Raw genomic sequence first — 26584 nt, forward strand, 5'->3', positions numbered from 1 at the left:
GTTCCACACCGCGGCCGAAGGTGCCCGGGGCCGTGGCGTCGGCGCGACTCGCACCACGCGGGCGGGTCAGGCCGGTCAGAGGGCAGAGTGGCCAGGGGTCAGAGGTCAGGGGGCAGGGGTCAGGGCGGTGCGGGCGAGGAGTGGCGCATGCGGTCGAGGCGCCGGATGACCGGTGTCGCGGCGGCACCGTGCACGACGACGGAGAGCAGGACGGTGAAGGCGACCACCGACCAGAGCTGTCGCGCGTCGCCTGCGAAGGCTTCGCTGTGGCCGAGTCCGTACGCGAGGTAGAACAGCGAGCCGATGCCACGGATACCGAAGAAGGCGGTGACCGCTTTCTCCCTCGGTTCCGCGGCGAAGCCGATCAGGCCGAGCCACCCTGCGGCCGGCCTGACGACGAGGACGAGCAGGACGGCGACGACGGCCCCCTGCCAGGGCAGGGCTTGCAGGCCGCCGGCGACGAGGAAGCCCCCGAGAAGGAAGAGCAGGCACACGGTCAGCAGTCGTTCGATCTGTTCGGTGAACTCGTGCAGCACACGGTGGTAGCCGTGGCTGCGCTCGGCCGCACGGATGGTGCAGGCCGTCACGAACACGGCGAGGAAGCCGTAGCCGTGGAGAAGCTCGGCCGTTCCGTACGCCAGGAACGTGGCGCCCAGGGCGACGAACCCCTCCATGTGCTCCGACAGCCGCAGCGCGTTCGTCTGCGCGCGGAAGAACATCCTGCCCAGGAGACGCCCGGCCACGATCCCCACCGCCACTCCGGCCGCGATCTTGACCAGGACGTCGATGAGCAGCCATCGCCCGATCCAGTCCGCCGACCACCCGTCGCCGGCCGCCGTGGCGAGTGCGAGGGCGGCCAGGACGAACGGGAAGGCCAGTCCGTCGTTCAGCCCGGCTTCGGCGGTGAGAGCGAACCGGACCTCGTCCTCGTCGTCCTCCTCGTCCGTGGGCTCGCCCACTCTCACCTCCGCCGCCAGCACGGGATCGGTCGGTGCGAGCACCGCGGCGATGAGCAGGGCGAGCGCCGGCGGCCAGTCGAGCAGGAGCGTGGCGATGAGCGCCGTCCCGGCGATGGTGAGGGGCAGGCTGATGCCGAGCAGGCGCCAAGGCCCGCCCCATGCGCGCCGGCCGAAAGGCCGGTTGAGGGCGAGACCGGCTCCCATCAGCGACACGATCACGCACAGTTCGGTCGCATGCTCGACCCAGAGTCGGTCGCGCACCGGGTCCACAGTCGGTACGGGCAACGGCAGCGCCGCCACGATGGCGCCGGCCGCGAGGAAGACCATCGGCATGGAGAGGGGCCGCTTGAACACGAGCCTCGGTACAACGGCCGCGCCGAGCGCACCCAAGCCCATCGCGAGGTAAACGGTGTCGGAGAGGATCACCCCGCACATCCTGTCCAAAACAGCCTCCTCCACGCATGCCGTCGGAGACGAGCCGAGGAGAAGGCAGCCAAACGGGCCGATGCGGCGGTCGACCCCACGCAGAGCGCCACGCCCCCGGCCGGCACCCACGCCTGTCGGCCGGGCGGATCAACCGAAGCCGGCCTGCTCCCACGGCACTCCTCCATGCGGTGGAGCTCCCATGGACGGCGTCTCCACCGCATGGGGGAAGCGGATCATGCGCGGGTCTGATTCCTGCGCCCTGCGGATCCAGAACAGTGAGCCCATGGCGATGAGCGAGATGAGTCCCCACGGTGGCGGTCGAGGGGACCGAGCGGCCTGGGCCGCTGCGGGCAGAGCGCAGGGCCCCGAGATGGGGAGTCGTCCCTATGGGCTGACATACGACGTCGCCGGGACGGGTGCCGGCGTGTCTGTGCGAGCGGCCACGCGCGGACCGATGGTTGGCCTCCCGCGTTCTCCGTTGAGGACGATGAGGGGCCGGCTGTGACGCTTTTGCTCATGTCGTTTCCGGCGTTCGCGGCTCTGCTGGTCCTGTTCGCCCTGGTGGAGAGCGCGTGGCGATGGTTCACGGGGCTGGGCTTGATCCCGTGGCTACGGAGGCGCACCGGGCGGTCGTTGTCGAACATCGCCTTCGATGAATTCACGGCTGTCGTGAACGGAAACAAGACGGTGGAGCTGGAGCAGCGGCGGGTGGAACTGCTGCGAAGGGACGGCGAGAGCGACGGTGCGCCGCCCCGCTCCAGCGTTGACCTCACCAACGGCACGGCGTTCATCGTGTTGCCATCGGAAGCGGATGGCCCGTGCGCTGACAGGCGTGATGCCCGGGAGGACCGGGGGTGAGACGCCAACCGGAGGGAACAGGTGCAGAACCCTCCACGCTGTGGGGGCGTATCGCGTGCTTGTGGGCGGCCGCGTTCGCCGGGCTGCATTTCTACTGGGCCATCGGCGGTGATGCGGGCCTGAGCGTCTCCGCCGGTCCGCTGGCCACCGAGCGACCGCTCTGGTTCGTGGTAACCGGTTTGTGGGGCGTGGGTGTGCTCTGCCTCCTCGGCGCCTTGCTGGCATGGCTGCTGGCCCGGTCCCGGCTCCGGGTCGTTCCCGCTCTGCTGGCAAGGTGGCTGGGTTGGAGTGTCAGTGCCCTCCTACTGGCTCGTGGCATCGGTACCGAGGTGCTGCTGCTGTCCGACACGACGCACCTGGACGCCTCCGTGAGCGAGGGACAGCGCGTCTGGACGCTGGCTCTCTGGAACCCCTGGTTCGTCGCCGGAGGACTGGCCTTCGGCCTCGCCGCCCTTCGGTCCCGCAGACGTACCGACTCGTACCGGCGCTGTGGTCGGCCAAGCCGAACTCCGTCCCGCTGAGACGGTGAACCAGCCACGAAGCTGCTCGCCGGCCAGGGGCAGCGAGGAAGGGTGAACACACTGGCCGGCGTGGTAGGCGGTGAACGTGCCCGACAGGGTCGCGCATGGTCGTGGCGGACTTCACCAGGGCGTCCATGGCCCTTTTCGGTGACGGGGTCGAGGGCGTCGTTTCGACAGCTGCTGCTTCGTGGCAGCGGGGTCGGTGTCACTGTCCGACAGTGGGGCGGGCCGGGGCCGGACCGCGGAGCAGCGCCAGTGCGCCTGACGTCCGTTCGGTGGGGTCACCGAGGACGGGCGTCGACGCCCGGTCGACCGGCGGGGTCAGAGGCCGAAGACCCCGGGGGAGGCGGCCAGTGTGCGGAAGTGCTCGCGTGGATCCGTCATCATCTTCCGTGTCTTGAGATCCAGCAGGCCGCCGACGCCCGTCACCTCGGCAGCCACGGTGCCGTCCACCTTCCGGATCGTCTGCTCGATCCGGAAGGTCTTGCCCTCGCCCCAGACGAAGGCGCACGTCACCTCGACCTCGTCGCCGGCGCGCAACTCCCGGAGGTAGCGCACCGTCACTTCCAGGGCCACCGGCCCGACGCCCCGCTGCAGGAGATCCGCCTGCCCGATACCGCCCTTCTCCAGCAGCGACCACCGGGCGTGTTCCGCGTACTGGAGGTAGACGGCCTGGTTCAGGTGGCCCTGGCTGTCGGTCTCGTACCCCCGCACGACGACGGGTACCGAAAATGGCTCTGCCACGGTGCTCCTCTCGACGACAGCCCACGAACGTTCGCTCGTCCCAGGTGACGGCCGGGCGGCATCCGGCATTCTACTTTCGCTGATTCCAGCCGCGTCGGCGTCTCCTCCGCCTCGTGTCGGCGGCCCGCACCTGGGGGGTCTGACCAGTACGGCCGTGTGGCAGGGGGATGCCGGACCCTTCCTGTTCCTCGTCGTCGAGGCACTGCCGTCGGCCGCGGCCTCGGACGACCAGACCTTCTCTGGGGGGAACCTCCAAGGGCGTGCGGTAGGTTGCCCGCCATGACTGGACTCGTGCCCGTCGCCTGGCCACCTGCCCCGATAGGAACCGAACGGCTCGTGCTCCGCGAGTCCGAGGTGCGCGACCGCGCGGCGTTCATCGAGCTGTTCGCCTCGCCAGAGGTGGGAGCGTACATCGGTGGCCCTCGACCGCGTGAGGAGCTCGAACGCGCGGTGCCTGAGGCGCCCGGGCGGCGCCCTGGCCTTTTCGTGATCGACCTCGAGGGAGCGATGATCGGCATGATCACGCTCGATCGGCGCGATGCGGGGCGTCCGGGCCACGTCCGTCCGGAAGCCGGTGAGGCCGAGCTCGGTTACCTGCTCCTGCCGCAAGCGTGGGGACGCGGGTACGCCGCCGAGGCCTGCACTGCGGTACTCGACTGGTTCGCCGAGGCACTTCCCGGCGAGCCGGTGGTGCTCTGCACCAGGAAGGCCAACGACCGTGCGATGCGCCTCGCGGCGAAGTTGGGGTTCAGCGAGGTCGAGCGGTTCGAGGAGTACGGCGCCGAGCAGTGGTTCGGCGTGTGGTCCTCGGTCACGCCGTCCGGTTGACCCAGGTCGTTTCTCTTAGACCGCCCTTGCTCCGAGCGGTTGACACACCGCTCGACCGTGTTGCTCTGGTTGCGTGCCGCGCGGTCGAAGGCGGGCGGCACGCCGCCCTGGGTGCGGCGCCGCAGACGGTGGCCCCTCTGATCAGCCGGGACGGGGATGACCGCCCGGCTACCGCGTCGGCGTGGATTTTCGCGGATCGCGGGGGAGAAGTACGCCTTGTCAGCCAGGGCCACCTCCAGCCGAGTGCGGGGCCGTCCTCGCCGTCGAGGAACACTCGGGCGGACCGTTCTGAACTGGCGCTCCGCGGAGCTGCCACACGTCCCGCACCAGCGTCTACGAGGCAGCGAGGAGGATCGCGGCGCCGTCCCCGAGCCGCAGAGCCGACGCCCCTGGGCAGTACTCACGAACGGTCAGGACGAGCAGCACCATGTCGGCAAGTACGGCGAAGGTCGAGGTCAGAGCGCTGACGCGACGGCCGGTCACCAATGACCGGTGGTTTGGCCTGTCCGCCGGGTGGTACGGGACAGCAGCATCGGGGCGTCCGGCCAGCGGCACCTGACCGTGTCGCGAGCCTCCTCGACGAAGGGTTCCCGATGACACCCCTGCGCCTCACCGCGTTCGGCGCGGCCCTCACGCTCGCCGCTCTGACAGGTCCCGGCGCGGCACACGCCGACGTGCCGACCGCCGCGCCCGCTGCCGCGGTCTCCGCTTCCACCGTTCCGGGCTTCAGCGACGGCTACGGGCTGACCGTGGTCCCCGGGTCCACCGAGGTGCACAGCCCCACCGACTTCACGATCACGGTCACCACGAAACAGCTCTCAGGGAAGCACAAGATCCGCATCCTGCTTCCCGCCGGATACGACACCGACCCCGGCCGGCGCTGGCCGGTCACCTACTTCCTGCACGGCGGTGGAGGCAACGTGAACGACGTCGCGGCCGCACCGGCACTGCACTCGGACTCGATGATCACCGTGGTGCCGGACGGCGGGCTGAAGGGCTGGTACGCCAACTGGCTGATGCAGAACACCGCAGAAGGAGCCGCGAACTGGGAGGCCTTCCACCTCACCCAGGTCGTCCCCTTCATCGACGCCAACCTGCGCACCCGCATCGGCCGGGCCCACCGGGCCGTCGTCGGACTGTCCATGGGCGGCTACGGCTCCCTCCACTACGCCCAGGCCCGGCCCGACCTGTTCGGCCACGTCGCCGCCCTGTCCGGAGGCATCGACTTCGGCAAGCCGGAGATCCGCGCAGCCGTCCTGGCCACCGAGCTCAACCTCACCGGCGCCTGGTGCGCGGCCAGCAGCTCATCCAGCTCGTCCGGCTCGGGACAGTGCACCGGCTACGGCCCCTACGTCGACAGCGACGCGATCTTCGGCTCCCCCTACCCCGTCTTCGGCGCCGACCGCGTCTGGAAGGCGGTCGACCCCGCCGCTCCGGCCAACCTCGCCAAACTGTCCGGCACCGGCATCACCCTCTACACCGGCAACAACGACCTCATCGACGTCCACACCGAGGCTGCCTCCAAGACCGTCAAGTCCCGCCTGGACCAGCTCGGCATCCCCAGCCGCCTCGTCAACTACGGCAACGGCGTCTCACTGGCCCCGAGCTGCAACGGCGGCCACAACTACGGCTGCTGGGCCCCCGCCTTCGCCGACTACATCCCCCGCCTCGAAGCCGCCTTCACCGCGGCCGGCTGACCGACCGACAGGGAACCGGACCGCGCCCGGTGCCGGCGCCCGCGCACACCTCCACCACCCCGCCTCTCCTGCGGAGGAGCCGCCATGCCCGAACCGTCCCACACCGACCACCGTCCCCAGGTCTCGCGCCGTACCGCCCTCAGGGCCGGCGGCGGCCTCGCCCTCGGCGTCGGCCTGACCGCCCTCGCCTCGGCCGCCCCCGCCTCGGCCGCGCAACGCGGCACCCCCCTCTGCGACGAGCCCGGAGACTCGGCCGCCGCCCAGGGGGTGGGCTCCAGCGACCTGGGCATCCCGTACTACCGCGAGCACGACGGCACCTGGGGCTACGTCTTCGGCGACACCTGGTCCCAGATGCAGCAGTACGGCGACTACCTCGGATCGCCGGTCATGCTCTGCCAGTCGGGTTTCGACGCCTCGGGTGCGACCCCCATCTCGTTCACCTGGGCGATGCCCACCGGCGGCCGGGCCGGGCAGCTGTTCGACTACCGGACCAACGCGGACAACGGGTTCGGCTTCGAGGTGAGCCGCATACCCAACGACTGCATCGAGTTCGGCGGCCGCACATACATCCAGTACACCTCCGTCGGCACCTGGGAACCGCCGACGGGCTACGACGGGTCCGTGATGTCCGGCGTCGCCTACTCGGACGACCACGGCGTCACATGGCGTGACTACCCCTACCACTGGGCCGGCGACATCCAGGGCGTGAACCAGTCCATGTACGGGATGTGGTCGTTCGCGGGCATCGATCCCGACGGCTGGCTGTACATCTTCTCCAAGCGCTGGAACGGCACCCACCGCAACACCGCCGACGGCGGTGCGATCCAGCTCTTCCGGATATGGCCCGACGACTTCCGGGCAGGCAACTTCGGCGCGCAGCAGAACTGGGCGTACCTGGACGGGCGCTGGCAGTGGACCGATGCCGCACCGCCCTCGCCCATCCTGACCGGAAACAACATCGGCGAGTTCTCGGTCAAGCGGATCGGCGGCCGGTACTGCATGAGCTACTTCGATGTCACCGACTACTCGATCTGCACCCGGACCGCGTCGCGGCCCGATGCCGTGTGGAGCGCGCCCAAGCCGCAGATCGTCGGCGACAACCGCTGGCCGACGAGCCACTGGGGCAAGCCGCAGGTCCCCTCCCTGTACGGCGGCTACATCCACCCGGGCAGCGCCGGCCCGACCTCGCTCACCCTCCTCGTCTCCCAGTGGCCCGGCGTCCTGCACCAACCGCCCTACCGAGTACTGCAGTTCGACGGAATCAACCCTTAGGTCGTGTCCGGAAGGTAGCGCCGTCTGCCCGCGGGCCAGGCGGGACTTTACGGACACAGCCGAGGTCGCGCCGCCGCCACCCCGACGACGAAGGAACGCATGACCAGCCCCCGTCGCGCGGCGCACGGCCTGCGGCACCCCCGTCCTGTTCGGCGGGGCGCAGCACTTACGGAACACCACCATCCACTGGAACCCCGACCCGGCGCCTGGACCACCCGCTGAGCGGGCGATCCGCCATGTCCGGCCCCGACCGAGGAGAGCAGAGTGAAACGAAGCAGGAAGCGGTTCCCGGCCGCCATCGGCGCGGTGGCCGCGGCGATCGTCATGCTGACGACGACCGCGGCACACGCCGCCCCGACCGACGACCACCTCGCCACACGAGCGGCGCTCGAGACGTTCCAGTCCGCAGCGGGTCCCGGCGCCGCGGTGTACGCCGGCGACAGCACCGGCTCCTGGACGCTGTCCGCCGGCACCGGCACGATCAACACCACCAAGCCGATCCAGGCCGACGAGCACTACCGCATCGGCAGCCAGACCAAGACCTTCACCGCGGCGACCGTCCTGCAACTGGTCGACGAAGGAAAGGTCGCCCTCGACAGGGACATCGACACCTACCTGCCGGGCACGGTCAACGGCAACGGATACGACGGCACCCGCATCACCGTGAGACACCTGCTCCAGCACACCGGTGGAATCGCGGCGTACGATCCCCTCGCCTCCGTCGCCCTGGCCGAACCGGACGGCACCTACAAGACGGCCACGCTCGTGAGGGAAGGCCTGAAGCGGGCTCCGGTCTCCGCGCCGGGCGTCGGCTTCACGTACTCGAACACGAACTACCTGATCCTCGGCCTTCTCATTGAGAAGGTGACGGGTCTGCCGGTCCACGAGGCCGTCACGCGCCGGATCATCGAGCCCCTCGGCCTGACCCGCACCGTCTTCCCCGTCCCCGGCGACCGTGCCCTGCCCGCCCCGGCCGTGCCCGGCTACCACGGCGCGCGGATCGGACCGTTCTACTTCTGGAGCGCGGTCCTCTCCTACGATCCGTCCGTCTTCAGTGCCGCCGGAGCGATGATCTCGACGATGCGGGATCTCAGCACCTTCTACGAGGCCCTGACGTCCGGCAAGGTCGTGTCACCGGCGGCGCTGGAGGAGATGGAGAAGGTGCGAGACATCGGAGGTGGCGGCTACGGCTTGGGGATCGTCAAGGTGGGCCTGTCGTGCGGCGGCGAGGCCTGGGGGCACAACGGTGCGGTGCCCGGCTACTTCACCCAGACCCTGGTCACCAAGGACGGTCGGCACGTCGCCGCCATGACCAACGCCTACCTCGCCACCAACCCCGCTGCCCAGAAGTTGACCACGCTGCTGGACACGGCCCTGTGCGAGAACCGGGCCTAGACGGCCGATTCCAGGGGATCGGCTGCGCAAGCGTGACGAGGAAGCCCGACGTCGGCGTATGAAAGCAGCGTTGGGCTCCCTGCACCGCCCCGCCCGGGCCCGGTTGATGACCACGCGCCTGAGCCGGAGCTGCCGACCTGCCGAGTATGAGCGAGGCCCGCACCCGTACAGGGTGCGGGCCTTCGTGCGGTTCGCGAGCGGGCGTCAGTCCAGGCCCGCCATGAACCCACCGTGGGCGGCGCCGGAACCGGGCAAGTGGGCCCGAGAGCACCGCGGGCAGTTCGTCGAGTGAGCAGGACGACCGCGCCGCCGGCTCGTTGGGCGTCCGCGCACCAGTCGCCCATGTCGCCGGGCCCGATGCCGCGGTCGGCTGTATCGATCACCGGGGCCGCGAGGGCGGGGACGACGAGGAGCCCGGCCTCGCCGGGCCCGTCCAGCACACAAAGGGTGAGCTTGGGACGATGCTCCATCCCTCGCACCGGGGCACAGCCCCGTCAGGCGCTGCCGGCCCGGGTTGTCTGAACGCCCGACGGAACCACAACGTACCTGCGAGGCCGCCATCGCTCGGCGCGGACGGCTTCCTCTCAGGGCCTCGCAGACCGTGAGCGCGTGGGTCAGGGTTGCGCTTCCGCTGCCGCGCGCCACACCTCTGCCGCGAGGTCGAGCATCCCGCGTGCCTGCGCTTCTGCCGCGAGGGCGCCCAGGCGGGCCCGGGCCGACGGGTCGGACTGCTTGGCGAGGATCTGCTCGTGCAGCATGTCCAGGCGGATGCGGTCGCGGAAGTTCAGCTGGTCCTTGTCGGCCGAGGCCTGCTCGCACAGGTGGGCCGCCTGCTCGTACTCGCCCTGGGCGTGGGCGAGCTGGGCGTGCAGGAACGTGCTCTCCTGCTGGTGCTGCGAGGTGCCGACCAGGGCCAGTGCGGGGCGCGCCTCGTCCAGGTAGCGCCGGGCCTTCTCCAGGTCCGGCGGCAGGGCCTGGAGGGCGAGCGCGGCGGCGGCGTGACGCAGCCGCATCCACAGGACGACGTCCTCGCGGCTGGGGAGCGCCGCCATGGCGCGTTCCAGATAGTCGGCGGACAGCGCGTGACGGCCCTGGCGGGTCGCCACGGTGGCCGCGGTCCACAGCGCCTGGGCCGCGAGCACACCTTGTTCGGAGCCCACGTCCTCGCAGGCCTCCTCGCTGAGCCGGGACGCCTCGGCGAGGTCCCCGAGCTCGGCGGTCACGGACGCGAGCAGGAGCCGGCACCGGATCATGTCACGGTTCTCCAGGGAGGCCTCGCGCCCGATCCGCAGTGCCTCGAGCGCCGTGGTCCGGGCGCGGTCGACCTCGCCGAGGTCGCGCTGGCACCGGGCGAGGTGCAGGTGCGCGTAGGTCTGGAGCGGGGCGTAGCCCATCTGGTCCGAGAGTTCGACCAGCTTCGTGAGGGTGGCGCGTGCCGCCGCCCGTTCGCCGTCGGCCGTGAGGATCTTCGCCAGTTGGGCGTGGGCCTGCCACTGCAGGCCCACGCCCACGTGTTCCGCACGGTCGAGCGCCGATTCCAGCATGAGCCGCGCGTGTCCGGACTCGTCCCCGGCCACCAGGACCGTGGCGAGTACGTCGGCGAGGTCGGCCGGGGCCGTGGCCTCGAAGGCGGCCGTGGGGACGTTGAGGCGTTCCGCCAGGATGGCGACAGCGCGTTGCGTCGGCGGGCGCGCACCCGATTCGAGACGAGACAGGTAGGCGGAGGACATGCCCGGGCCGGTGAGGTCCGACTGGGTCTTCCCCTGTTGCTGTCTGAGCTGCTTCAGTCGCCGACCGAACGCTGGCTGCGTCAGCATGGCTCCCTCCCAGGCTCGTTCCGATGACTGGCGTGACCGTTCGCGCGACTCCTCCCACGACGGGACGCGACATCGCCTCACGTGGGATCGCGTGTTCGTTCGCGACTGTTTGAACAATGTTGGTAATCAGCTGCCCGCCAAGTCAAACGGCAGGCAGACTCACGGCCACTCGATGGGCTGCTGCCACTCCGTTCCGCCGCCGGCGGTCCCGGCTTGGGACGCGGCGGCCGCGCCGCCGGACAGGGCGAGAGCGGCACAGGTGGCGAGGGCCGCCAGAACGATGCGGCTGACGAACTTCATGAATGGTCCTCTTCCTTCTCGCCGCGCCTCGACATACGTCACGTGCGGCACGGCCGAGCTGATTTCTGTCGTCCGCGCCGAGGAGTGGGGCTGGGGCGGCATCTCGAAGGTAGGCGCTTGTCAGCGGCCAGGCAAGGACTTGCCAAGCCTTGACAAATCTTGGCAAGCACTTCTAGTTTCGACCATCTGTGCGGATCCGCCGACCGGTCTCCCGGTCAGGCGTGGACGACCGCCGCACTCATCTCGGGAACGGGGGATTCCGGCATGCCCAAGAACACTGCCGACCATCCGGGCGGAGCGACTCTGGTGAGCGCCTTCCTGGACTGCGTCGAGCGCTACCCGCAGCGCGTGGCCGTCAAGTGCGGCACGGACGCACTGACCTACGCCCAGCTCGACGCGGCCTCGATCGCTCTCGCCGGACGGATCCAGCAGCGGACCGACGAGCCGGCCCGTCCGCTCGCCATCCTGCTGGAACGTTCCTGCGACATGGTCGTGACCGCCCTGGCGGTCCTGAGGACCGGCTCGTCCTACGTGCCGCTGGATCCGGGCGCCCCGGCCGCCCGACTGGCCACCATCCTGGAGGACGCTGCCCCGGCGCTCGTCCTGACCACGGCGGCACTGGCGCCCGTCCTGCCCGCCGGCCAGGACGTCCTCGTCCTCGACGAGCCGGCCGGCGCGACCTGCCCGGCGCCGGTGCCCGCCGAGATCACGCCCGACACCCGCGCGTACGTCATCTTCACCTCCGGGACGACCGGCCGCCCCAAGGGCGTCGAAGTCACCCACGGCAACGTCCTGCGCCTCTTCACCGAGACCGAGCCGCTCTTCGGCTTCGGGCCCGACGATGTCTGGTCGATGTTCCACTCCTTCGCCTTCGACTTCTCCGTCTGGGAGATCTGGGGCGCCGTCCTGTACGGCGGCTCCGTCGTGATCGTCCCCGGTGACGTCGCCAAGGACCCCGCCCGTTTCCGCGCCCTGCTGCGCGACGAGGGCGTCACCATGCTGAGCCAGACGCCCACCGCCTTCGGCCAGTTGACCGCCGAGGAGCGCACACACGAGGACCGGCTGCCGGTGCGCTGCGTGGTGTTCGGCGGCGAGGCCCTGAAGTTCGCCGACCTCGCGCCCTGGATCGACAAGTACGGCGACGCCGCGCCCGAGCTCGTCAACATGTACGGCATCACCGAGATCACCGTGCACGCCACCTACCGCCGGGTGACCTCGGCCGACCTGGCCCAGGACCGCAGTCTCATCGGCCACCCGCTGCCGGACCTCGGCATCGAGCTGCTCGACGAGAACCTCGCCCCCGTCGCCGACGGAAAGACCGGCGAGATCGTCGTCACCGGCCCCGGCGTCGCCCGCGGCTACCTCGGCCGCCCCGAGCTGACCGCCGAGCGCTTCGTCGAGTTCGCCGGCGCGGACGGCGCCCCCACGCGCGGCTACCGTTCCGGCGACCTCGCCCGGCGCCTGCCCGACGGCGACCTGGAGTACCGCGGCCGCCGCGACACCCAGGTCAAGATCCGCGGCTTCCGCATCGAGCTCGGCGACATCGAGTCCGCCCTGGCCGCACATTCGGGCGTGCGTCAGGCGGCCGCCGCCGTCAAGGAGTACGACGGAGAGCGGGAGCTCGCCGCGTACGTGGTGCTCGCCGAGGGAGCCGCCCTCGACGAGGCCGCGCTGCGCGCCCACCTCGCCACGCTGCTGCCCGCCTACATGGTGCCGGTCGCCTTCCAGGCCCTGCCCGAGTTCCCCATGACGGTCAACGGCAAGCTGGACCGGGACGCCCTGCCCACGCCCCGGGCCGCCGTGGCCGTCGCCGACGCGACCACCGGCCCGGCGCCGTCCCGCTCGTTGCGCGAGGAGCTCCTGTGCGAGCTGTTCGCCCAGGTCCTCGGCCGCACCGCGGTCGGCCCCGACGACGACTTCTTCGCTCTCGGCGGCCACTCCCTGATGGCCATCCGCCTGGTCAACCGCATACGTGCCGTCCTCGGCCTCGAAGTCGCCGTCAAGGACCTCTTCGACGCGCCCACCCCGGCCGCCCTCGGGGCCCGGGCCCACGCCGGTCGCACCCGCCCCGCCGTCGAGGCCCGCTCCCGCGCCGTCGAGGCCCCGCTCTCGTACGCCCAGCAGCGGCTGTGGTTCCTCCAGCAGGTACACCAGGGCAACGCGGCCTACCACATCCCGCACGCCCTGCACCTGACCGGCCGCATCGACGTCCCCGCCCTCGAAGCGGCCCTGCGCGACGTCGTCCTGCGCCACGAGGTGCTGCGCACCGTCTACCCGCAGCACGACGGCGTCGCCCACCAGCGCATCCTCACCCCGGCGGAGGTGAGTCTGGCGCTGCGGGTCACCGAGACGACCCCGGCGCGCGTCGACGCGGAGGTGACCGCACTCGCCCGTGCCGCGTTCGACCTGACCACCGACCTCCCGCTGCGCGCCGAGCTGTTCCGCACCGGTGACGACCAGTGGGTGCTGCTCCTCGTGCTGCACCACATCGCCGGCGACGGCTGGTCGCTCGAACCGCTCATCCGCGACCTGGCCCGGGCCTACACCGCGCGCCTGGCCGGGGTGGAGCACACCTGGGCGCCGCTGCCGGTCCAGTACGCCGATTACGCCGCCTGGCAGCACGACCTGCTCACCGGCGAGAACGACCCGGACAGCCTCGTCTCGCGCCAGCTGGACTTCTGGACCACGGCCCTCGCCGACCTGCCGGACGAACTCGTCCTGCCCACCGACCGGCCCCGCCCCACCGGCGGCGACTTCACCGGCGGCATGGTGGTCGCCGACCTCGACGAGGAACTGCACGCCGCCGTCGCGGCCGTGGCTCGCTCCACGGGCACCACCGTCAACATGGTGCTCCAGGCCGCCGTGGCCGCCCTGCTCACCCGCCTGGGCGCCGGCACCGACATCCCCCTGGGCAACGCCGTGGCGGGCCGCACCGACGACGCGCTCACGAACCTCGTCGGCTTCTTCGTCAACAGCCTCGTGCTGCGCGCGGACACCTCCGGAGACCCCAGCTTCGTCGAGCTCCTGGGCCGGATGCGCGCAGTCAACCTGGCCGCCTTCGACCACGAGGACCTGCCCTTCGAGCGGCTCGTCGAAGCCCTCAACCCGCCCCGCTCCGCGGCCCGGCACCCGCTGTTCCAGGTGATGGTCGCTTCGCAGAACAGCATGCCCGACGACTTCGGGCTGCCCGGTCTGACCGGCACCGCACACCCGGTCCTCAGCGGCACCGCCAAGTTCGACCTGTCCTTCAAGTTCGAGGAGCGCCGGGGTGCCGACGGACAGGCCCGGGGCATCAGGACCGCCCTGGAGTACAGCACCGCGCTCTTCGACCGTGAGACCGCCGAGAGCATCGCCGCCCGCCTCGCCGTGCTGCTGCGCGCTCTCGTCACCGGCCCCGCCACCCGGCTCAGCCAGGTCGACCTCCTCACCGCGGACGAGCGGCGGCAGCTGGCCGAGTGGAACGACACCTCCGACCGGCCCGCCGCCACCGCCCTCACCGCCGAGCTGATCGAGCGGCAGACGGACCGCACCCCCGACGCCGTCGCTCTGAGCCAGGGCGAGGCCGCCTGGACGTACCGCCGGCTCGACGAGCGCGCCAACCAGTACGCCCACCGCCTGAAGACCCTCGGCATCGTTCCCGACAGCCGGGTGGCCCTCTGCCTGCGGCGCGGCCCCGAGGCCGTCGCGGCGATCCTCGGCATCTGGAAGGCGGGCGGTGCCTACGTACCGCTGGACCCCGAGCACCCTGTGGACCGACGGGAGTTCATGCTCACCGACAGCGGGGCGAGCGTCCTGCTCACCGAGGCCGGTCTGAGCGACGACCTCGCCCTGCCGCCGACGGCGACGCTCCTGCGCGCCGACCTCGACGAGGAGCTGGCCGCCTCCCCGGTCCACCGGACCGAGGCCACGGCGGGCCCGGGCGACCTGGCGTACATCATCTACACTTCGGGCTCCACCGGCCGTCCCAAGAGCGTGCTGGTCGAACACCGCGGTGTGGCCACCCGCCTCACCGACGTCATCGAACGCTTCCGCCTCGCCCCCGAGGACACCAGCCTCCAGATCACCGCACTCGGCTTCGACCCGTCCGTGCGAGAACTGTTCGCGCCGCTCGCGGTCGGGGCCCGGGTGGCGCTGCTGCCCTCCGACGGCGCCCGCGACCCCCGGACGGTCGTGGACGAACTGCGTGCCGTGCGCCCCTCGGTGATCCTGTTCATCGTCCCCTCCCTGCTCGAAGCCGTGCTCTCCTACGACATCGAACCGGCCGACGTCGCCGGACTGCGCCTGGTCGGCACGGGCGGCGAAGCCCTCCGTGCCCCCGAGGCCGCCGCGCTCCTGCACAGCTGGGACTGCGAGGTGATCAACCAGTACGGCCCCACCGAGAACACGATGATGTCGTGCGTCCACCCGGTCACCCCCGCCGACCTGACCGGACGCATCCCCGTCGGCCGCCCGCTGACCCACACCCGGGTCCACGTCCTGGACGCGCACCTGAACCCGGTGCCCGCCGACGTCACCGGCGAGGTGTACCTGGCCGGCATCGGCGTCGGCCGCGGCTACCTGGGCCGGGCCGGACTCACCGCGAGCCGCTTCGTCGCGGACCCCTTCGGCGGGCCCGGCGAGCGCATGTACCGCAGCGGCGACCTCGCCCGGTGGCGCAAGGACGGCACGCTGGACTTCGTCAGCCGGGTCGACGGCCAGGTCAAGCTCCGCGGCTTCCGCATCGAGCTCGGCGAGATCGAGGAGGTCCTGGCCGAGCACCCCGGCATCGCGCGCGCCGCGGTGATCCTGCGCGAGGATCAGCCGGGGGACAAGCGGCTCGCCGCCTACGTCGTCCCGGCCGAGGCCGGGCGGGCCCCGGCGCCCGACGAGTTGCGCGGCCACGTGTCCGCCCGGCTGCCGGACTACATGGTCCCGGCCGCCTATGTCACCCTCGACGCGCTCCCGCTGCGCGGCAACGGCAAGCTCAACCGGGACCTGCTGCCGCGTCCCGAGGTCAGCGCCTCCGTCGGCGGCCGCGCCCCGCGCAGTCCGCGCGAAGAGGTGATGTGCGAGCTGTTCGCCGAGGTGCTCGGGGTGCCGCACGTCAGCATCGACGACGACTTCTTCCAGCTCGGCGGCCACTCGCTGCTCGCCGCCCGGCTCATCGCCCGGGTCCGCTCGGCGCTGGGCCTGGAGCTGTCCATGGTGTCCTTCTTCGAGGCGCCGACCGTCGCCGGGCTCGCCGAGCGCGCGGGCCTGGACAACGGCGCGGCCGCCCTGGAGACGGTCCTGCCGCTGCGCACCGCGGGCGACGTGCCCCCGCTGTTCTGCATCCACCCCGGCGGCGGCCTCGCCTGGAGCTACTCCAGCTTCCTCAAGTACGTCCCGGACGACATGCCCGTCTACGGCATCCAGGCACGCGGCCTGCTGCACCCCGACGACATGCCCGCGACGGTACGGGAGATGGCGACCGCCTACGTCGAGGAGATCCGGCGCATCCAGCCGGAGGGCCCGTACCACTTCCTCGGCTGGTCGTTCGGCGGCATGGTCGCCTTCGAGATGGCGACCCAGCTCCAGGCGCAGGGCGCCGAGACGGCGCTGCTCGCCCTGCTGGACTGCTATCCGGGAGTACCCGACCACTACCGCGTCAACGAGCAGAACATGGTCGCCGCCCTCCTCGATCCCGAGCGCCCCGGCGTGGTGCCGCAGGCCGGGTCGAAGGAGATCACCGACGTCCTCGAGGTGCTCAAGCAGGACACCGGCGCGCTCGCGAGCCTCACCGAGGACCAGCTCGTCGCCCTGCTCACCGCGATGTCCCACAACCGGCACATCGTCAAGGACCACGAGCCGGAGAAGTTCCTCGGCGACATCCTCTTTTTCCTCGCCACCGAAGGCCGCAACGACGGCGCCCCGATGCCCGACGTCTGGGAGCAGTACGTCACCGGGCGCGTCGAGTGGCACTCCGTCAAGACCACCCACACCGCCATGAACCAGCCGGAGTCGCTCGCCCAGATGGGGCCGGTCCTCGGCGCGGCACTGGCCCACACCACCGCTGCCGCGCGCAGCCACACGCAGGGGGAATGAACGATGACGACCAATCCTTTCGACGACCCGGCCGGCCGCTTCCGGGTGCTCGTCAACGACCTCGGACAGCACTCGCTGTGGCCCGACTCCCTCGAGGCGCCGGCCGGCTGGTCGGTCGCCCTGCCCGGTGACAGCCGCGAGGCGTGCCTGGCGTACGTGGAGGCCAACTGGACCGACCTGCGGCCCGTTGTTGCGGGGGGCACAGCCGTATGAGGCGTGACTTCGCGGTCCTCAAGAACCGCTCCGTACTCTCCCTGTTCGCCGCCCGATCGGTGTCCCTTCTCGGCAACGCCATCACCCCGATCGCGCTCGCGTTCACGGTGCTGCACCTGCCCGGCGGCTCACCCTCGATGCTCGGTGTCGTCCTGGCCGCCCGGCTGCTCAGCCAGGTGACCTTCGTCCTGCTGGGCGGGGCGATCGCCGACCGGCTGCCGAAACTGCGCGTGATGATCGGGGCCGACCTGGCCGCGGGCCTCACCCAGGGCCTTGCCGCCACACTGGTCATCACCGGGCACGCCACGCCCTGGATCCTGGCCGGGCTCGCGGTCCTGGCCGGCGCGGCCACCGCCATCTTCGAACCGGCCTCGCGCTCGACCATGCCGCTGCTGGTGTCCGGCGACGCCCTCCAGTCCGCCAACTCCCTGCTCAAGCTCTCGATGCGGGGCGGCGGCATCCTCGGCGCCGCCCTGGCGGGCGTCCTGGTCTCCACCATCGGGCCGGGCAAGACCATGGTCGTGCCCGCCGCCACGTTCCTGCTGTCGTCGGCCCTGCTGCTCGGCGTCAAGGTCACCCGCCAGGCGCCGACCGAGAGCGGCCCGTCGCTGCCGCGCCAGATCCGCGACGGCTGGCGGGAGTTCACGGCCAAGCAGTGGGTGTGGGTCATGGTCTCCCAACTCGCCTACGTCAACGTGCTGCTGGCCGGCAGCTTCTACGTCCTGGGACCGGTCATGGCCGACCGGTCCCTGGGCGGGGCCGGCGCCTGGAGCACGGTCCTCATCGCCCAAGCCGTCGGCTTCATCGTCGGCAGCGTCGTCGCCGTCAAGTTCCGGCCGCGCCGCCCGGTGCGCGCCGCCGCCCTGCTGACCATGGGCTTCCCCCTCTCGGTGCTGCTCATGGCCGCCGAGGCGCCACTCGTCGCGATCGCCGCCGCCACCTTCCTGGCCGCCATCTGCATCGACGTGTACGAGGTGCTCCTCGACACGGCGCTCCAGAAGAACGTGCCGCCGGAGGCGCTGTCGCGCGTCATGTCGTACGAGTCCCTGGGCTCCTTCGCCCTGGTGCCCCTCGGCATGGCGGGCGCCGGACCGGTGGCCGACGCCGTGGGCGTGTCGAACGCGCTGTACGGCGCCGCCGCGCTGATCGTGCTGGCGGGACCGGCCGTCCTGCTGCTGCGCTCGGTGCGCACCGTGACCGACGTGTCCGACGACTTCCAGGAAGCGACCCCGGCCGCGCACGAGGCCGAGGTCGCGGAGACGAGCAAGACATGACCACCTCAGCCGCCGCATCGGCCTCCGCATCCGCCAAGTTCCCCCGTTCCCTGCTGCGCAAGCCGTCCGAGGACGCCGCCGCCCGCGTCTTCTGCTTCCCCTACTCCGGCGTCGGCGCGTCCATGTTCAACCAGTGGCCGCGCTGGATCGGCGAGGTCGAGGTCTGCCCCGTCCAACTGCCCGGCCGCGAGAACCGCTTCCGCGAGGGCCACTACGGCACCTACCAGGAACTCGCCGCGGACCTCGCCGACGAGCTGACGCCCTACCTGGACCGGCCCGCCGTGTTCTTCGGCCACTGCGCGGGCTCCCTGCCCGCCTTCGAGACCGCGCTGCGCCTGGCCGAGCTCGGCGGACCGGCCCCGCGGGAGGTCGTCGTCTCCGCCCAGGTCGCCCCGCACCACTGCCCCAACGACCGGTTCCTGCACATGACCGACGAGGAACTGTCGGCGGAGCTGTCGGAGCTGATCGTGTCGCGAGGCGGCGAAGCCCATCCCATGCTCCTCGAACTCACCCTGATGGTGCTCCACAAGGATCTCGACGCCAACCGCGTCTACCACCGCGCCGATCCGGTCCGCCTGCCCTCCGGCATCACGGCCCTGAACTGGAGCCAGGACCCGGAGATCGAGCCTGCCGAGCTGAAGGGCTGGCAGGAGTACGCCGAAGAGGTCGCCTTCACCGAACTCCCCGGCGCCCACTACGCGTTCCTCAACGCCCCGGCCGAACTGCTCGAGCTGCTGCACGCGCTGGCGCTGCCCGGCGTCCCTCTGCCCGCCCCGGCGCTCTCCTCGCCCGTCGAAGGACACCCGTCATGACCGACACCATCGACTCCCTGTTCGCCCGCCTGGCGGCCGACCACCCCGACCGCACCGCGGTCACGGGCGACGACGCATCGCTGACGTACGGCGAGCTCGACGCCCGCGCCGAGCTGCTGGCCGGCCGGCTGCGGGCCGAAGGCGTGCGTCCGGGCGACGTCGTCGCCCTCGCGACCCGCCGCTCCACGACGACCGCCGTGCTGCTGCTCGCCGTGCTCAAGGCGGGCGCGGCCTACCTCGGCCTCGACAGCCGCCAGCCCCCGGCGCGCCGCGACCTGATCCTGCGCGACGCCGCCGTCCGCGTCGTCCTGGCCGACAAGGGCCTGGCCGACGACCTCGACGAGGCGTTCACGGTGATCGTGCCCCAGGACGCGGTCCTGGAGCAGGAGGTGGCCCTGGAACAAGGGGCGGCCCTGGAACAAGGGGCGGTCCCCGCCCCGCTCGACCCCGTGTCGCCCGGCGACCGCGTCGCCTACGTCGCGTACACCTCCGGCTCGACCGGCGCCCCCAAGGGCGTGTGCGTCCCGCACCGCGCGGTGCTGCGCCTGGTGGTCGGCGCACAGTTCCTGCCCGTCACGGCGGACGACGTGTTCCTGCACTTCGCCCCGCTCGCGTTCGACGCCTCCACGCTGGAGATCTGGGGCCCCCTGCTGAACGGCGCGCGCCTGGCCGTCGCGCCGGACGGCGACCTCTCCCTGCGCGAGCTGCTGTCGTTCGTACGGGACGAGGAGGTCAGCGTCATGTGGCTGACCGCGGGCCTGTTCCACCAAGCCGTGGACCTCGGCCTCGACGAGCTTCCCGCGCTGCGGCTGCTGCTGGCCGGCGGCGACACCCTCTCGGCCTCGCACGTCGACCGGGCCCTGGCCGCGCTGCCGCACACCGTCGTGGCCAACGGCTACGGCCCCACCGAGAACACCACGTTCACCACGGTCCACGCCATGAGCGCGCCCTCCGGCGCGGCCACCGTGCCGATCGGGCGCCCCGTCCGAGGCACCGGCGTGCTGCTCCTGAACGAGCGGCTGCGCCCGGTCGCCGACGGCGAGGTGGGCGAGATCTACGCCACCGGCGCCGGGCTGGCACACGGCTACCTCAACAACCCGGGTCTCACCGCCGCCCGGTTCGTCGCCCGCCCCGACCCGGCCGTCCCCGGCGAGCGCATGTACCGCACCGGCGACCTCGCGCGCCGAGCCGCGGACGGCACGCTGGAGTTCCTCGGCCGGGCCGACGGCCAGGTCAAGGTGCGCGGCTTCCGCATCGAGACCGGCGAGGTCGTAACCGCGCTCACCGCCCTGCCCGGCGTCGCCCGCGCCGAGGTCGTCGCCCCGCGCGACGGCTCCGGCACCCGCCAGCTGATCGCGTACGTCGTGCCCGCCGACGACACCCGCCCCTCGGCCCTGCGGATGCGCACCCGCCTCGCGGACACCCTGCCCGCGTACGCCGTGCCCGCCCTCATCCGGGTCCTGGACGAACTCCCGCTCACTCCGAACGGCAAGGTGGACCGGGCCGCCCTGGAGCAGCGCACCGTCCGCGAGCGCCCCGAGGTCAACGCCCTCCACCGCGAGCCCGAGGGCGCCCTGGAGGGGGCCGTCACCGGGATGTGGTCCGACCACCTGGGCCTGGAGGGCATCGGCGCCGACGACGACTTCTTCGAGCTCGGTGGCCACTCCCTGCTCGCGGTGGCCCTCATCGGCGAACTGCGCCGGGAGTACGGCGTGGAGATCTCCCCGATCGCCTTCTACCTGGACCCGACCCCGGCGGGACTGGCCCGGGCGCTGACGCAGGCGGGGGTCGAGCGGTGAAGCTGGCCCGAGTGACGGCCGCCGACATGGCCGCCGTCGACCTCTCCCAGGTTGACCTGTTCGACGCCGCCTACCACGCCGAGGGCGACCCGCACGCGGCCTGGGCGGTCATGCGCGAGCGGGCCACGCTGCACCTGAGCCGGCTGCCCGACGGCCGCTCGTTCTTCAACGTGACCCGCTACCACGACGCCTGCCGCGTCCTGGGCGACCACCGCGAGTTCACCTCCGAGCGGGGCAGCCTGCTCGGCCAGCTCGGGCACGACGACGCCGCGGCCGGCCGGATGCTCGTCGCCACCGACCCGCCGCGCCACAGCGAGCTGCGCCGGCCGCTGAACAAGATGTTCACCGGGCGCGGCCTCGCCCGCAGCGAGGACCGCATCCGCACGGCCGTGCGCTCCCTGCTCGCTCCCGCACCCGGCGGGGACGCGTGGGACATCGCCCAACGGGCCACCATGCTGCCGATGGCCATCGCGGGCGCCCTGATGGACCTGCCCGAGCCGCACTGGGCGGACCTGGTGCAGTGGACGGGCATGGCCGCCGCGCCGCAGGACCCGGTCTTCATGATCCGCAACCCGCACGCGACCCTCGCCATCGCCCACCACCAGCTGTTCGAGTACTTCGCCACGCAGTACGAGGCGCGCAAGGACACCGAGGGCGACGACGCCTTCCGGCTCCTGATGACCATGCGGGACGGCGAACTGACCCGCGAGGAGGTCGTCGTGAACTGCTACAGCCTGCTCCTCGGCGCCAACGCGACCACGCCGCACACCGTGGCCGGCACCGTGCTCGCGCTGATGGAGAACCCCGAGCAGTTCCGTGCGGTGCGCGAGAACCCCGAGCTCGTGCCCGCTCTCGTCGAGGAAGGGCTGCGCTGGACGTCCCCGGCGAGCAGCTTCCTGCGCTACGCGGTGGAGGACGTCGAGATCGCCGGGGGAGTGGTGCCCAAGGGCGAGGCCGTCGCCGTCTGGGTCGGCTCAGCCAACCGCGACGCCGAGGTCTTCGCCGATCCGTACCGCTTCGACGTACGGCGCGCGGACAACCGGCACATCGCCTTCGGCTACGGCGCGCACTACTGCCTGGGGGCGACCGTGGCACGGCTGACCCTGCGCATGCTCTTCGAGGAAGTCTTCGACCGGTTCGAGGAGTTCGTCCCCGCCGGCGAGCCGAGCCATCTCACATCCAACTTCGTCGCGGGCTTCACGAGCCTTCCGGTCCGCGCCGTCCCGCGCCGCTCGGAGGCGGTGGCGGGCACATGAACGAGAGGAACACCAGCCCCATGGAGCAGACCGGCGCCAGGGACCTGACCACGCTGCTGAGCGCCATCTGGAGCCGGCGGCTCGGCGGCCAGGAGGTCACGCCCGACGACGACTTCTACGCCCTGGGCGGTGACTCGCTGATCGCCCTGCGCGTGGTCACGGACCTGCAGGAACAGGGCATCCCGATGACCCTGAAGGACCTGCTGTTCCATCCCACCGTGGCCGAACTCGCCGAGTTCCTGGCCGCTTCCGTGCCCGCGTGGCCCACGGCCGCCGCGCCGGGGCCGGCCGAGGGCCGGGGCGCGCTCCTCGACGCCGGCGACCGCGTACTCGTACCGGCCGACGTCGCCGAGGCGCTGCCCGCCTCCGCCCTCCAGGTCGGCATCATCTACCTGTGCGAGACCAGCGGCGACCCCGAGCTGTACCACTCCGTCATCGGCTGGGAGACGGTCGCCGACTTCGACGAGAGCCTGTTCCGCGAGGCCCTGACCGAGCTGTGCGACCGCCACGCCGCGCTGCGCACCTCCTTCGACCTCGGTACGTACTCGGAATCGGTGCAGCTCCAGTGGGCGCGCGTCACACCGCCGCTGACCGTGGAGCACCTGGGGGACGACGACCCCGGCAAGGGCCACGAGAGCATCCGCCGCTGGAGCCGCGAGGGCCTCTCCCTGCCCATCGACTGGAGCAGGCCGCCCCTGTTCCGCTGCCACGTGGTCGCCCAGCCCGGTTCCTTCCACGTCGCGATCGCCAGCCACCACGCGATCATCGACGGCTGGAGCTACGGCCGCGTCATCGTGGACCTGCTCGACCTGTACGCGGCGAAACTGCGCGGCGAGAGCGCCACGCCGCCCGAGCCGCCCGCCGCGGGCGAGCGGGACTTCATCCTCGCCGAGCGCGAGCTCGTCGCCTCCGCCGAGGCCGCCGAATTCTGGCACCGCCAGGCCGACAGCGAGCCGCTGCTCTTCGCCCGGAACCAGTTCCACGGCGCGGCCGACGCCGTGGCGAGCGTCGACTTCACCGTGGACGGCTCGGTCTTCGACCGTCTGCGCGCCACCGCCCGTACGGCGGGCACATCGCTCAAGTCCCTGGCGCTCGCGGCACACACCCGGGCGCTGTCCGCATGGACGGGCCGCGGTGACGTCGTCACCGGCGTCGTGGTCAACACCCGCCCCGAGCGGCCCGGCGCCGACCTCATGGTCGGGCTCTACCTCAACACGGTGCCGCTGCGCTTCGACGCCCTCGGCGTCGAGCTGCCCGAACTCGCCCGCCGGGCCCACGCGTGGGAGCGGGAGTCGGCTCCGTACCGCGCCTTCCCGCTCGCCCAGATCGAGAGCCGGCTCGGCCGTCCGCCCTTCGACGTGGTCTTCAACTACATGAACTTCCACGTCTACGAGGACCTGGAGACCGTTCCCGGCCTCCAGACCCGTTCGTGGTGGGTCCGTGGCAAGCCCAGCTTCCCCTTCCGCGTCGACTTCGAGGTCGCCGCCGCCGGCGACGGCAGCCGGATCTCGGTCGCCTACGACCCGGCCCTGCTCGACGAGGCCCGGGTCCAGGAGTACGCGCGCCACTTCGAGGCGGCGCTCACGGCGGCCGCCGGGGAGCCGGCGTGAGCGCGGGGCGACGCACCCTGGCGGTGCTCTACGACGACGGCGCGGCATCCGCCGGCGAGATCGGCGTGGGCCTGGCCGACCTCGGGGACATCGTGTTCCTGATACCGCCGACCCCGCACGCCGAGCTGCTGCGGCCCGTGATGGAGAACTTCGGAGCGGTCGTGCCGCTCACCGGCTCCACCGAGGGCGACATCGCGCTCGTACGGGGGCTGGTTCCGGACGCGGTGCTGACCTACAGCGAACGAATGGTCCGCAAGACCGCGGAACTGGCCGCGGCGCTGGGGCTGTCGTCCCACACGCCGGACGTGGCCGCCACCGTCACCGACAAGGTCCGCCAGCGGCAGGTGCTGCGCGACGCGGGCGTCGACAAGGTCCGCTCCCACCCGCTGTGCTCTCCCCAGGACTGGCCGCGCGCGTACGACGCCGTCGGCCTGCCCGCGATCATCAAGCCGGTCCGGGGCGGCGGCAGCCGCGACACGTACGCGGTGACGAACGCCGCCGAGGCCGAGGACCTGCTGCCCCGGCTCTTCCAGGCTTCCGCGCCGGACGCGGAGTACACGGTCGAGGAACTGCTTCAGGGCGTCCCGAGCGCACCGTACGGCGACTACGTGTCGGTCGAGAGCGTCTGTACGCCGCAGGGCGTGCGGCACCTGGCGGTCACCGGTAAGTTCCCGCTGCTCGAGCCGTTCCGGGAGGTCGGCAGCTACTGGCCGTCCCACCTCCCCGCCGCCGTACTGGAGGAGGTCACCGAGCTCACCACCCGCGCTCTGGACGCGCTGGGCGTCCGCTTCGGCCTGACCCACACCGAGCTGAAGCTCACGCCCGACGGCCCGCGCATCATCGAGGTCAACGGCCGTCTGTCGGGACACATGAACCTCATGACCCGCCGGGTCTGCGGGGTCGATCTGGTCCGGCTGGGCGGGCTCCTCGCTCTCGGCGAGACGCCCGAGATCCCCGAGCTCGACTTCGCCGGCCAGGTCCACTTCCTCTTCAACACCATGGCTCCGGTGGAGCCGTGCCGGCTGACGGGGATCCAGGGGGCCACGGAGGTGCGCCAGGTCGACGGCATCATCGGAATCCGCCCGTACGTCCGGCCGGGCGCCGAGCTGCCGGGCGGGGTGATGACCCGTCCACTGGACGTCGTCTGGGGCTCGTGCGCCGACCACGCCTCGATGCTCGACGCCCTGGCGCGGGCGCTGCCGAGACTGACGTACACGTTCTCGTACCCGGACGGCACGACCCGCGAACTGACCGCCGCCGCCCTCACCGGCACCTCGGAGGCCGCGTCATGAGACCCAAGGGCTGGCTGCGCCGGTTCCACGCCACCCCCGACCCCGGGACCCGGCGGGCCCAGGTGGTCCTGCTTCCGCACGCGGGCGGCACGGCCGGGTACTTCGTACCGCTCTCCGCCGAGCTGGCGGAGGTCGCGGACGTGCTCGCGGTCCAGTACCCGGGGCGACAGGACCGCTGGCACGAGCCCGCGATCGACGACCTCCACGAGGTGGCGCACCAGGTCGTCGCCGCGCTCGAACCCGTCCTGGACGAGCGTCCGTTGGTTCTATTCGGACACAGCATGGGCGCCCTCGTGGCGTACGAGACCGCTCGCCTGCTGACACCGGCCCGTCTCTTCGTGTCAGGGTGCCCGGCGCCGTCCCGGGGCGTCGAGGGCGAGGAGGCGATCACGGACGACGAAGGCCTCGTCGCCGACCTGCGCACCCTGGACGGGACGAACGGGGAGCTGCTGGAGGACCCGGCCGTACTCGAGCTGATCCTCCCGGCCCTGCGGGCGGACTACCGAGCGGTGCGTACGTACGCGTGGCGCCTCGGCCCCGAGCCGGCCTGCCCGGTGACGGTCCTGACGGGCGACAGCGACCCCCGGACCCCGGCGGACGCGGTCCTGGACTGGAAGCGGCACGCGCCCGAGGGGTGCCGCTTCGAGGAGTACGAAGGCGGACATTTCTATCTGACCGAACACACGCGGGAGGTGGCGGACCTGATAGCGGCGAGTCTCGGCTGAACCGTCGGGCCGGCAGCACCCTCCCACCGGACCGGACCGGACCGGACGTCGCGGTGAGGAAGCTGTGGGAGCCCGTGCGGGGGAGTCCGGACGCAACATGAGCAAGGGTGCCGGGTAATTCGTTCGCGGCCGGTGATCTGCCTCGGCAGACTGCGGCTCGTGGATCGTTTGAGGGAGATCGCGGATCGGCTGGCCGAGATCAACGGCGTCGTCGGTGTGTGTCTGGGAGGTAGCCGGGCGAGGGGTACGCACAGCCCCGATTCCGACTACGACCTGGGCCTGTACTACAGGCCACCGCTGGACACTGCTGCTCTGCGTCTGCTGGCAGCCGAGCTGACCGGAGGACCGGTGCAGGTCACCGAGCCGGGCGGCTGGGGGCCCTGGGTGGACGGTGGTGGCTGGCTGACCATCGATGGCCATCGCGTCGACTGGATCTACCGCGACCTGGATCGAGTCCGCCGCGTCTGGCAGCAGTGCCGGGCTGGGCAGTTCGAGATCGGCACCCAGCCCGGCCACCCCCTGGGCGTGTACTCCCACGCCTATGCCGGTGAGGTCGCCCTCGGACGCGTCCTCGCCGACCTCAGTGGCGAGCTTCAAGCCCTGCAGGGGCAGACGCGTCTCTACCCGGAGCCGCTGCGTGAAGCGCTCATCGGCAACGCGACGTGGGAGGCGCCGTTCATCCTGGCCGGCGCTCGCAAGGGAGCGGCCCCCGGCGGCGCGTTC

The 26584-nt window shown here is 71.7% G+C and carries 21 protein-coding genes and 1 pseudogene; 16 read left to right on the top strand and 6 right to left on the bottom strand.

Annotated elements, in window-relative coordinates:
* Positions 1–119: 119 nt before the first annotated feature.
* Positions 120–1394 (bottom strand): cation:proton antiporter, encoded by a 1275-nt coding sequence (locus IE136_RS25990; protein ID WP_158993855.1) that lies wholly within the window; start codon positions 1392–1394, stop codon positions 120–122.
* A gap of 492 nt (positions 1395–1886) precedes the next feature.
* On the opposite strand from IE136_RS25990, the gene IE136_RS25995 reads away from it, so the two are divergent.
* Complete coding sequence (locus IE136_RS25995) at positions 1887–2243, top strand: DUF6191 domain-containing protein (protein WP_158983910.1); 357 nt, start codon at positions 1887–1889, stop codon at positions 2241–2243.
* Entirely contained in the window at positions 2240–2764 is a 525-nt protein-coding gene (locus IE136_RS26000; RefSeq protein WP_189601556.1) for a DUF3995 domain-containing protein, read from the top strand. The genes IE136_RS25995 and IE136_RS26000 overlap by 4 nt, the downstream gene beginning before the upstream one ends.
* A 321-nt stretch (positions 2765–3085) precedes the next feature.
* On the opposite strand, the gene IE136_RS26005 is transcribed toward IE136_RS26000, so the two are convergent.
* A complete protein-coding gene (locus tag IE136_RS26005) occupies positions 3086–3508 on the bottom strand; it encodes an acyl-CoA thioesterase (RefSeq protein WP_158983906.1) in 423 nt (140 codons plus the stop codon).
* Between the two features lie 279 nt (positions 3509–3787).
* Between IE136_RS26005 and IE136_RS26010 the strand changes: the two genes are divergently transcribed.
* The gene (locus IE136_RS26010; protein ID WP_158983904.1) at positions 3788–4336 is read left to right on the top strand and encodes a GNAT family N-acetyltransferase; all 549 of its coding nucleotides are present in this window, start codon (positions 3788–3790) and stop codon (positions 4334–4336) included.
* A 20-nt stretch (positions 4337–4356) separates the two neighbouring features.
* On the opposite strand, the pseudogene IE136_RS35965 reads toward IE136_RS26010, so the two are convergent.
* Together IE136_RS35965 and IE136_RS26015 are read right to left on the bottom strand one after the other, a co-directional pair.
* Positions 4357–4617, bottom strand: a pseudogene (locus IE136_RS35965) (IS5/IS1182 family transposase); the annotation flags it as partial.
* A gap of 52 nt (positions 4618–4669) precedes the next feature.
* Complete coding sequence (locus tag IE136_RS26015) at positions 4670–4819, bottom strand: hypothetical protein (protein ID WP_189601557.1); 150 nt, start codon at positions 4817–4819, stop codon at positions 4670–4672.
* A 110-nt stretch (positions 4820–4929) separates the two neighbouring features.
* Here IE136_RS26015 and IE136_RS26020 point away from each other — a divergent pair, with 110 nt between their 5' ends.
* The 3 genes from IE136_RS26020 to IE136_RS26030 all read left to right on the top strand — a co-directional run bounded on the left by IE136_RS26020 (position 4930) and on the right by IE136_RS26030 (position 8700).
* Complete coding sequence (locus IE136_RS26020; protein ID WP_189601558.1) at positions 4930–6033, top strand: alpha/beta hydrolase; 1104 nt, start codon at positions 4930–4932, stop codon at positions 6031–6033.
* Positions 6034–6117: 84 nt separating this feature from the next.
* Complete coding sequence (locus IE136_RS26025) at positions 6118–7305, top strand: glycoside hydrolase family 183 protein (protein WP_189601559.1); 1188 nt, start codon at positions 6118–6120, stop codon at positions 7303–7305.
* A 264-nt stretch (positions 7306–7569) separates the two neighbouring features.
* Positions 7570–8700, top strand: a complete 1131-nt coding sequence (locus IE136_RS26030; protein ID WP_189601560.1) for a serine hydrolase domain-containing protein — start codon at positions 7570–7572, stop codon at positions 8698–8700.
* A gap of 614 nt (positions 8701–9314) precedes the next feature.
* Here IE136_RS26030 and IE136_RS26035 read toward each other — a convergent pair.
* Together IE136_RS26035 and IE136_RS26040 are read right to left on the bottom strand one after the other, a co-directional pair.
* Positions 9315–10517, bottom strand: coding sequence for a helix-turn-helix domain-containing protein (locus tag IE136_RS26035; protein ID WP_158983895.1), 1203 nt, complete (start codon positions 10515–10517; stop codon positions 9315–9317).
* A 159-nt stretch (positions 10518–10676) separates the two neighbouring features.
* Positions 10677–10817, bottom strand: a complete 141-nt coding sequence (locus tag IE136_RS26040) for a hypothetical protein (RefSeq protein ID WP_158983893.1) — start codon at positions 10815–10817, stop codon at positions 10677–10679.
* 264 nt (positions 10818–11081) lie between these two features.
* Here IE136_RS26040 and IE136_RS26045 point away from each other — a divergent pair, with 264 nt between their 5' ends.
* From IE136_RS26045 to IE136_RS26090, 10 genes are all read left to right on the top strand, one after another.
* Complete coding sequence (locus IE136_RS26045) at positions 11082–16880, top strand: non-ribosomal peptide synthetase (RefSeq protein ID WP_189601561.1); 5799 nt, start codon at positions 11082–11084, stop codon at positions 16878–16880.
* Between the two features lie 3 nt (positions 16881–16883).
* Positions 16884–17093: an MbtH family protein gene (locus tag IE136_RS26050; RefSeq protein WP_158983888.1), complete on the top strand. Its 210-nt coding sequence runs from the start codon at positions 16884–16886 to the stop codon at positions 17091–17093.
* A complete protein-coding gene (locus tag IE136_RS26055) occupies positions 17090–18367 on the top strand; it encodes an MFS transporter (protein WP_158983886.1) in 1278 nt (425 codons plus the stop codon). Before IE136_RS26050 ends, IE136_RS26055 begins: the two co-directional genes overlap by 4 nt.
* The gene (locus tag IE136_RS26060) at positions 18364–19179 is read left to right on the top strand and encodes a thioesterase II family protein (RefSeq protein ID WP_158983884.1); all 816 of its coding nucleotides are present in this window, start codon (positions 18364–18366) and stop codon (positions 19177–19179) included. The genes IE136_RS26055 and IE136_RS26060 overlap by 4 nt, the downstream gene beginning before the upstream one ends.
* A complete protein-coding gene (locus IE136_RS26065) occupies positions 19176–20978 on the top strand; it encodes a non-ribosomal peptide synthetase (protein WP_189601562.1) in 1803 nt (600 codons plus the stop codon). Before IE136_RS26060 ends, IE136_RS26065 begins: the two co-directional genes overlap by 4 nt.
* Positions 20975–22234 carry a cytochrome P450 gene (locus IE136_RS26070; RefSeq protein ID WP_229819156.1) on the top strand — a complete coding sequence of 420 codons (1260 nt, stop codon included), beginning with the start codon at positions 20975–20977 and terminating at the stop codon, positions 22232–22234. Before IE136_RS26065 ends, IE136_RS26070 begins: the two co-directional genes overlap by 4 nt.
* Positions 22231–23844 carry a condensation domain-containing protein gene (locus IE136_RS26075; protein WP_158983880.1) on the top strand — a complete coding sequence of 538 codons (1614 nt, stop codon included), beginning with the start codon at positions 22231–22233 and terminating at the stop codon, positions 23842–23844. The genes IE136_RS26070 and IE136_RS26075 overlap by 4 nt, the downstream gene beginning before the upstream one ends.
* A complete protein-coding gene (locus IE136_RS26080) occupies positions 23841–25136 on the top strand; it encodes an ATP-grasp domain-containing protein (RefSeq protein ID WP_158983878.1) in 1296 nt (431 codons plus the stop codon). The genes IE136_RS26075 and IE136_RS26080 overlap by 4 nt, the downstream gene beginning before the upstream one ends.
* The gene (locus IE136_RS26085; protein WP_158983876.1) at positions 25133–25861 is read left to right on the top strand and encodes a thioesterase II family protein; all 729 of its coding nucleotides are present in this window, start codon (positions 25133–25135) and stop codon (positions 25859–25861) included. Before IE136_RS26080 ends, IE136_RS26085 begins: the two co-directional genes overlap by 4 nt.
* Before the next feature lie 159 nt (positions 25862–26020).
* The coding region (locus tag IE136_RS26090) for a nucleotidyltransferase domain-containing protein (RefSeq protein ID WP_189601563.1) at positions 26021–26584 on the top strand (564 nt) is incomplete at its 3' end.

It is taken from the genome of Streptomyces lateritius (genome assembly GCF_014649715.1).
GTDB lineage: Bacteria > Actinomycetota > Actinomycetes > Streptomycetales > Streptomycetaceae > Streptomyces > Streptomyces lateritius.

Excerpts from the sequence above, each read along its gene's own strand:
- IE136_RS26055 (WP_158983886.1), top strand. The coding sequence starts at position 17,090 with ATGAGGCGTGACTTCGCGGTCCTCAAGAACCGCTCCGTACTCTCCCTG.
- IE136_RS26065 (WP_189601562.1), top strand. The coding sequence starts at position 19,176 with ATGACCGACACCATCGACTCCCTGTTCGCCCGCCTGGCGGCCGACCAC.
- IE136_RS26025 (WP_189601559.1), top strand. The coding sequence starts at position 6,118 with ATGCCCGAACCGTCCCACACCGACCACCGTCCCCAGGTCTCGCGCCGT.
- IE136_RS26035 (WP_158983895.1), bottom strand. The coding sequence starts at position 10,517 with ATGCTGACGCAGCCAGCGTTCGGTCGGCGACTGAAGCAGCTCAGACAG.
- IE136_RS26020 (WP_189601558.1), top strand. The coding sequence starts at position 4,930 with ATGACACCCCTGCGCCTCACCGCGTTCGGCGCGGCCCTCACGCTCGCC.
- IE136_RS26050 (WP_158983888.1), top strand. The coding sequence starts at position 16,884 with ATGACGACCAATCCTTTCGACGACCCGGCCGGCCGCTTCCGGGTGCTC.
- IE136_RS26045 (WP_189601561.1), top strand. The coding sequence starts at position 11,082 with ATGCCCAAGAACACTGCCGACCATCCGGGCGGAGCGACTCTGGTGAGC.
- IE136_RS25990 (WP_158993855.1), bottom strand. The coding sequence starts at position 1,394 with ATGTGCGGGGTGATCCTCTCCGACACCGTTTACCTCGCGATGGGCTTG.
- IE136_RS26040 (WP_158983893.1), bottom strand. The coding sequence starts at position 10,817 with ATGAAGTTCGTCAGCCGCATCGTTCTGGCGGCCCTCGCCACCTGTGCC.
- IE136_RS26060 (WP_158983884.1), top strand. The coding sequence starts at position 18,364 with ATGACCACCTCAGCCGCCGCATCGGCCTCCGCATCCGCCAAGTTCCCC.
- IE136_RS26075 (WP_158983880.1), top strand. The coding sequence starts at position 22,231 with ATGAACGAGAGGAACACCAGCCCCATGGAGCAGACCGGCGCCAGGGAC.
- IE136_RS26010 (WP_158983904.1), top strand. The coding sequence starts at position 3,788 with ATGACTGGACTCGTGCCCGTCGCCTGGCCACCTGCCCCGATAGGAACC.
- IE136_RS26085 (WP_158983876.1), top strand. The coding sequence starts at position 25,133 with ATGAGACCCAAGGGCTGGCTGCGCCGGTTCCACGCCACCCCCGACCCC.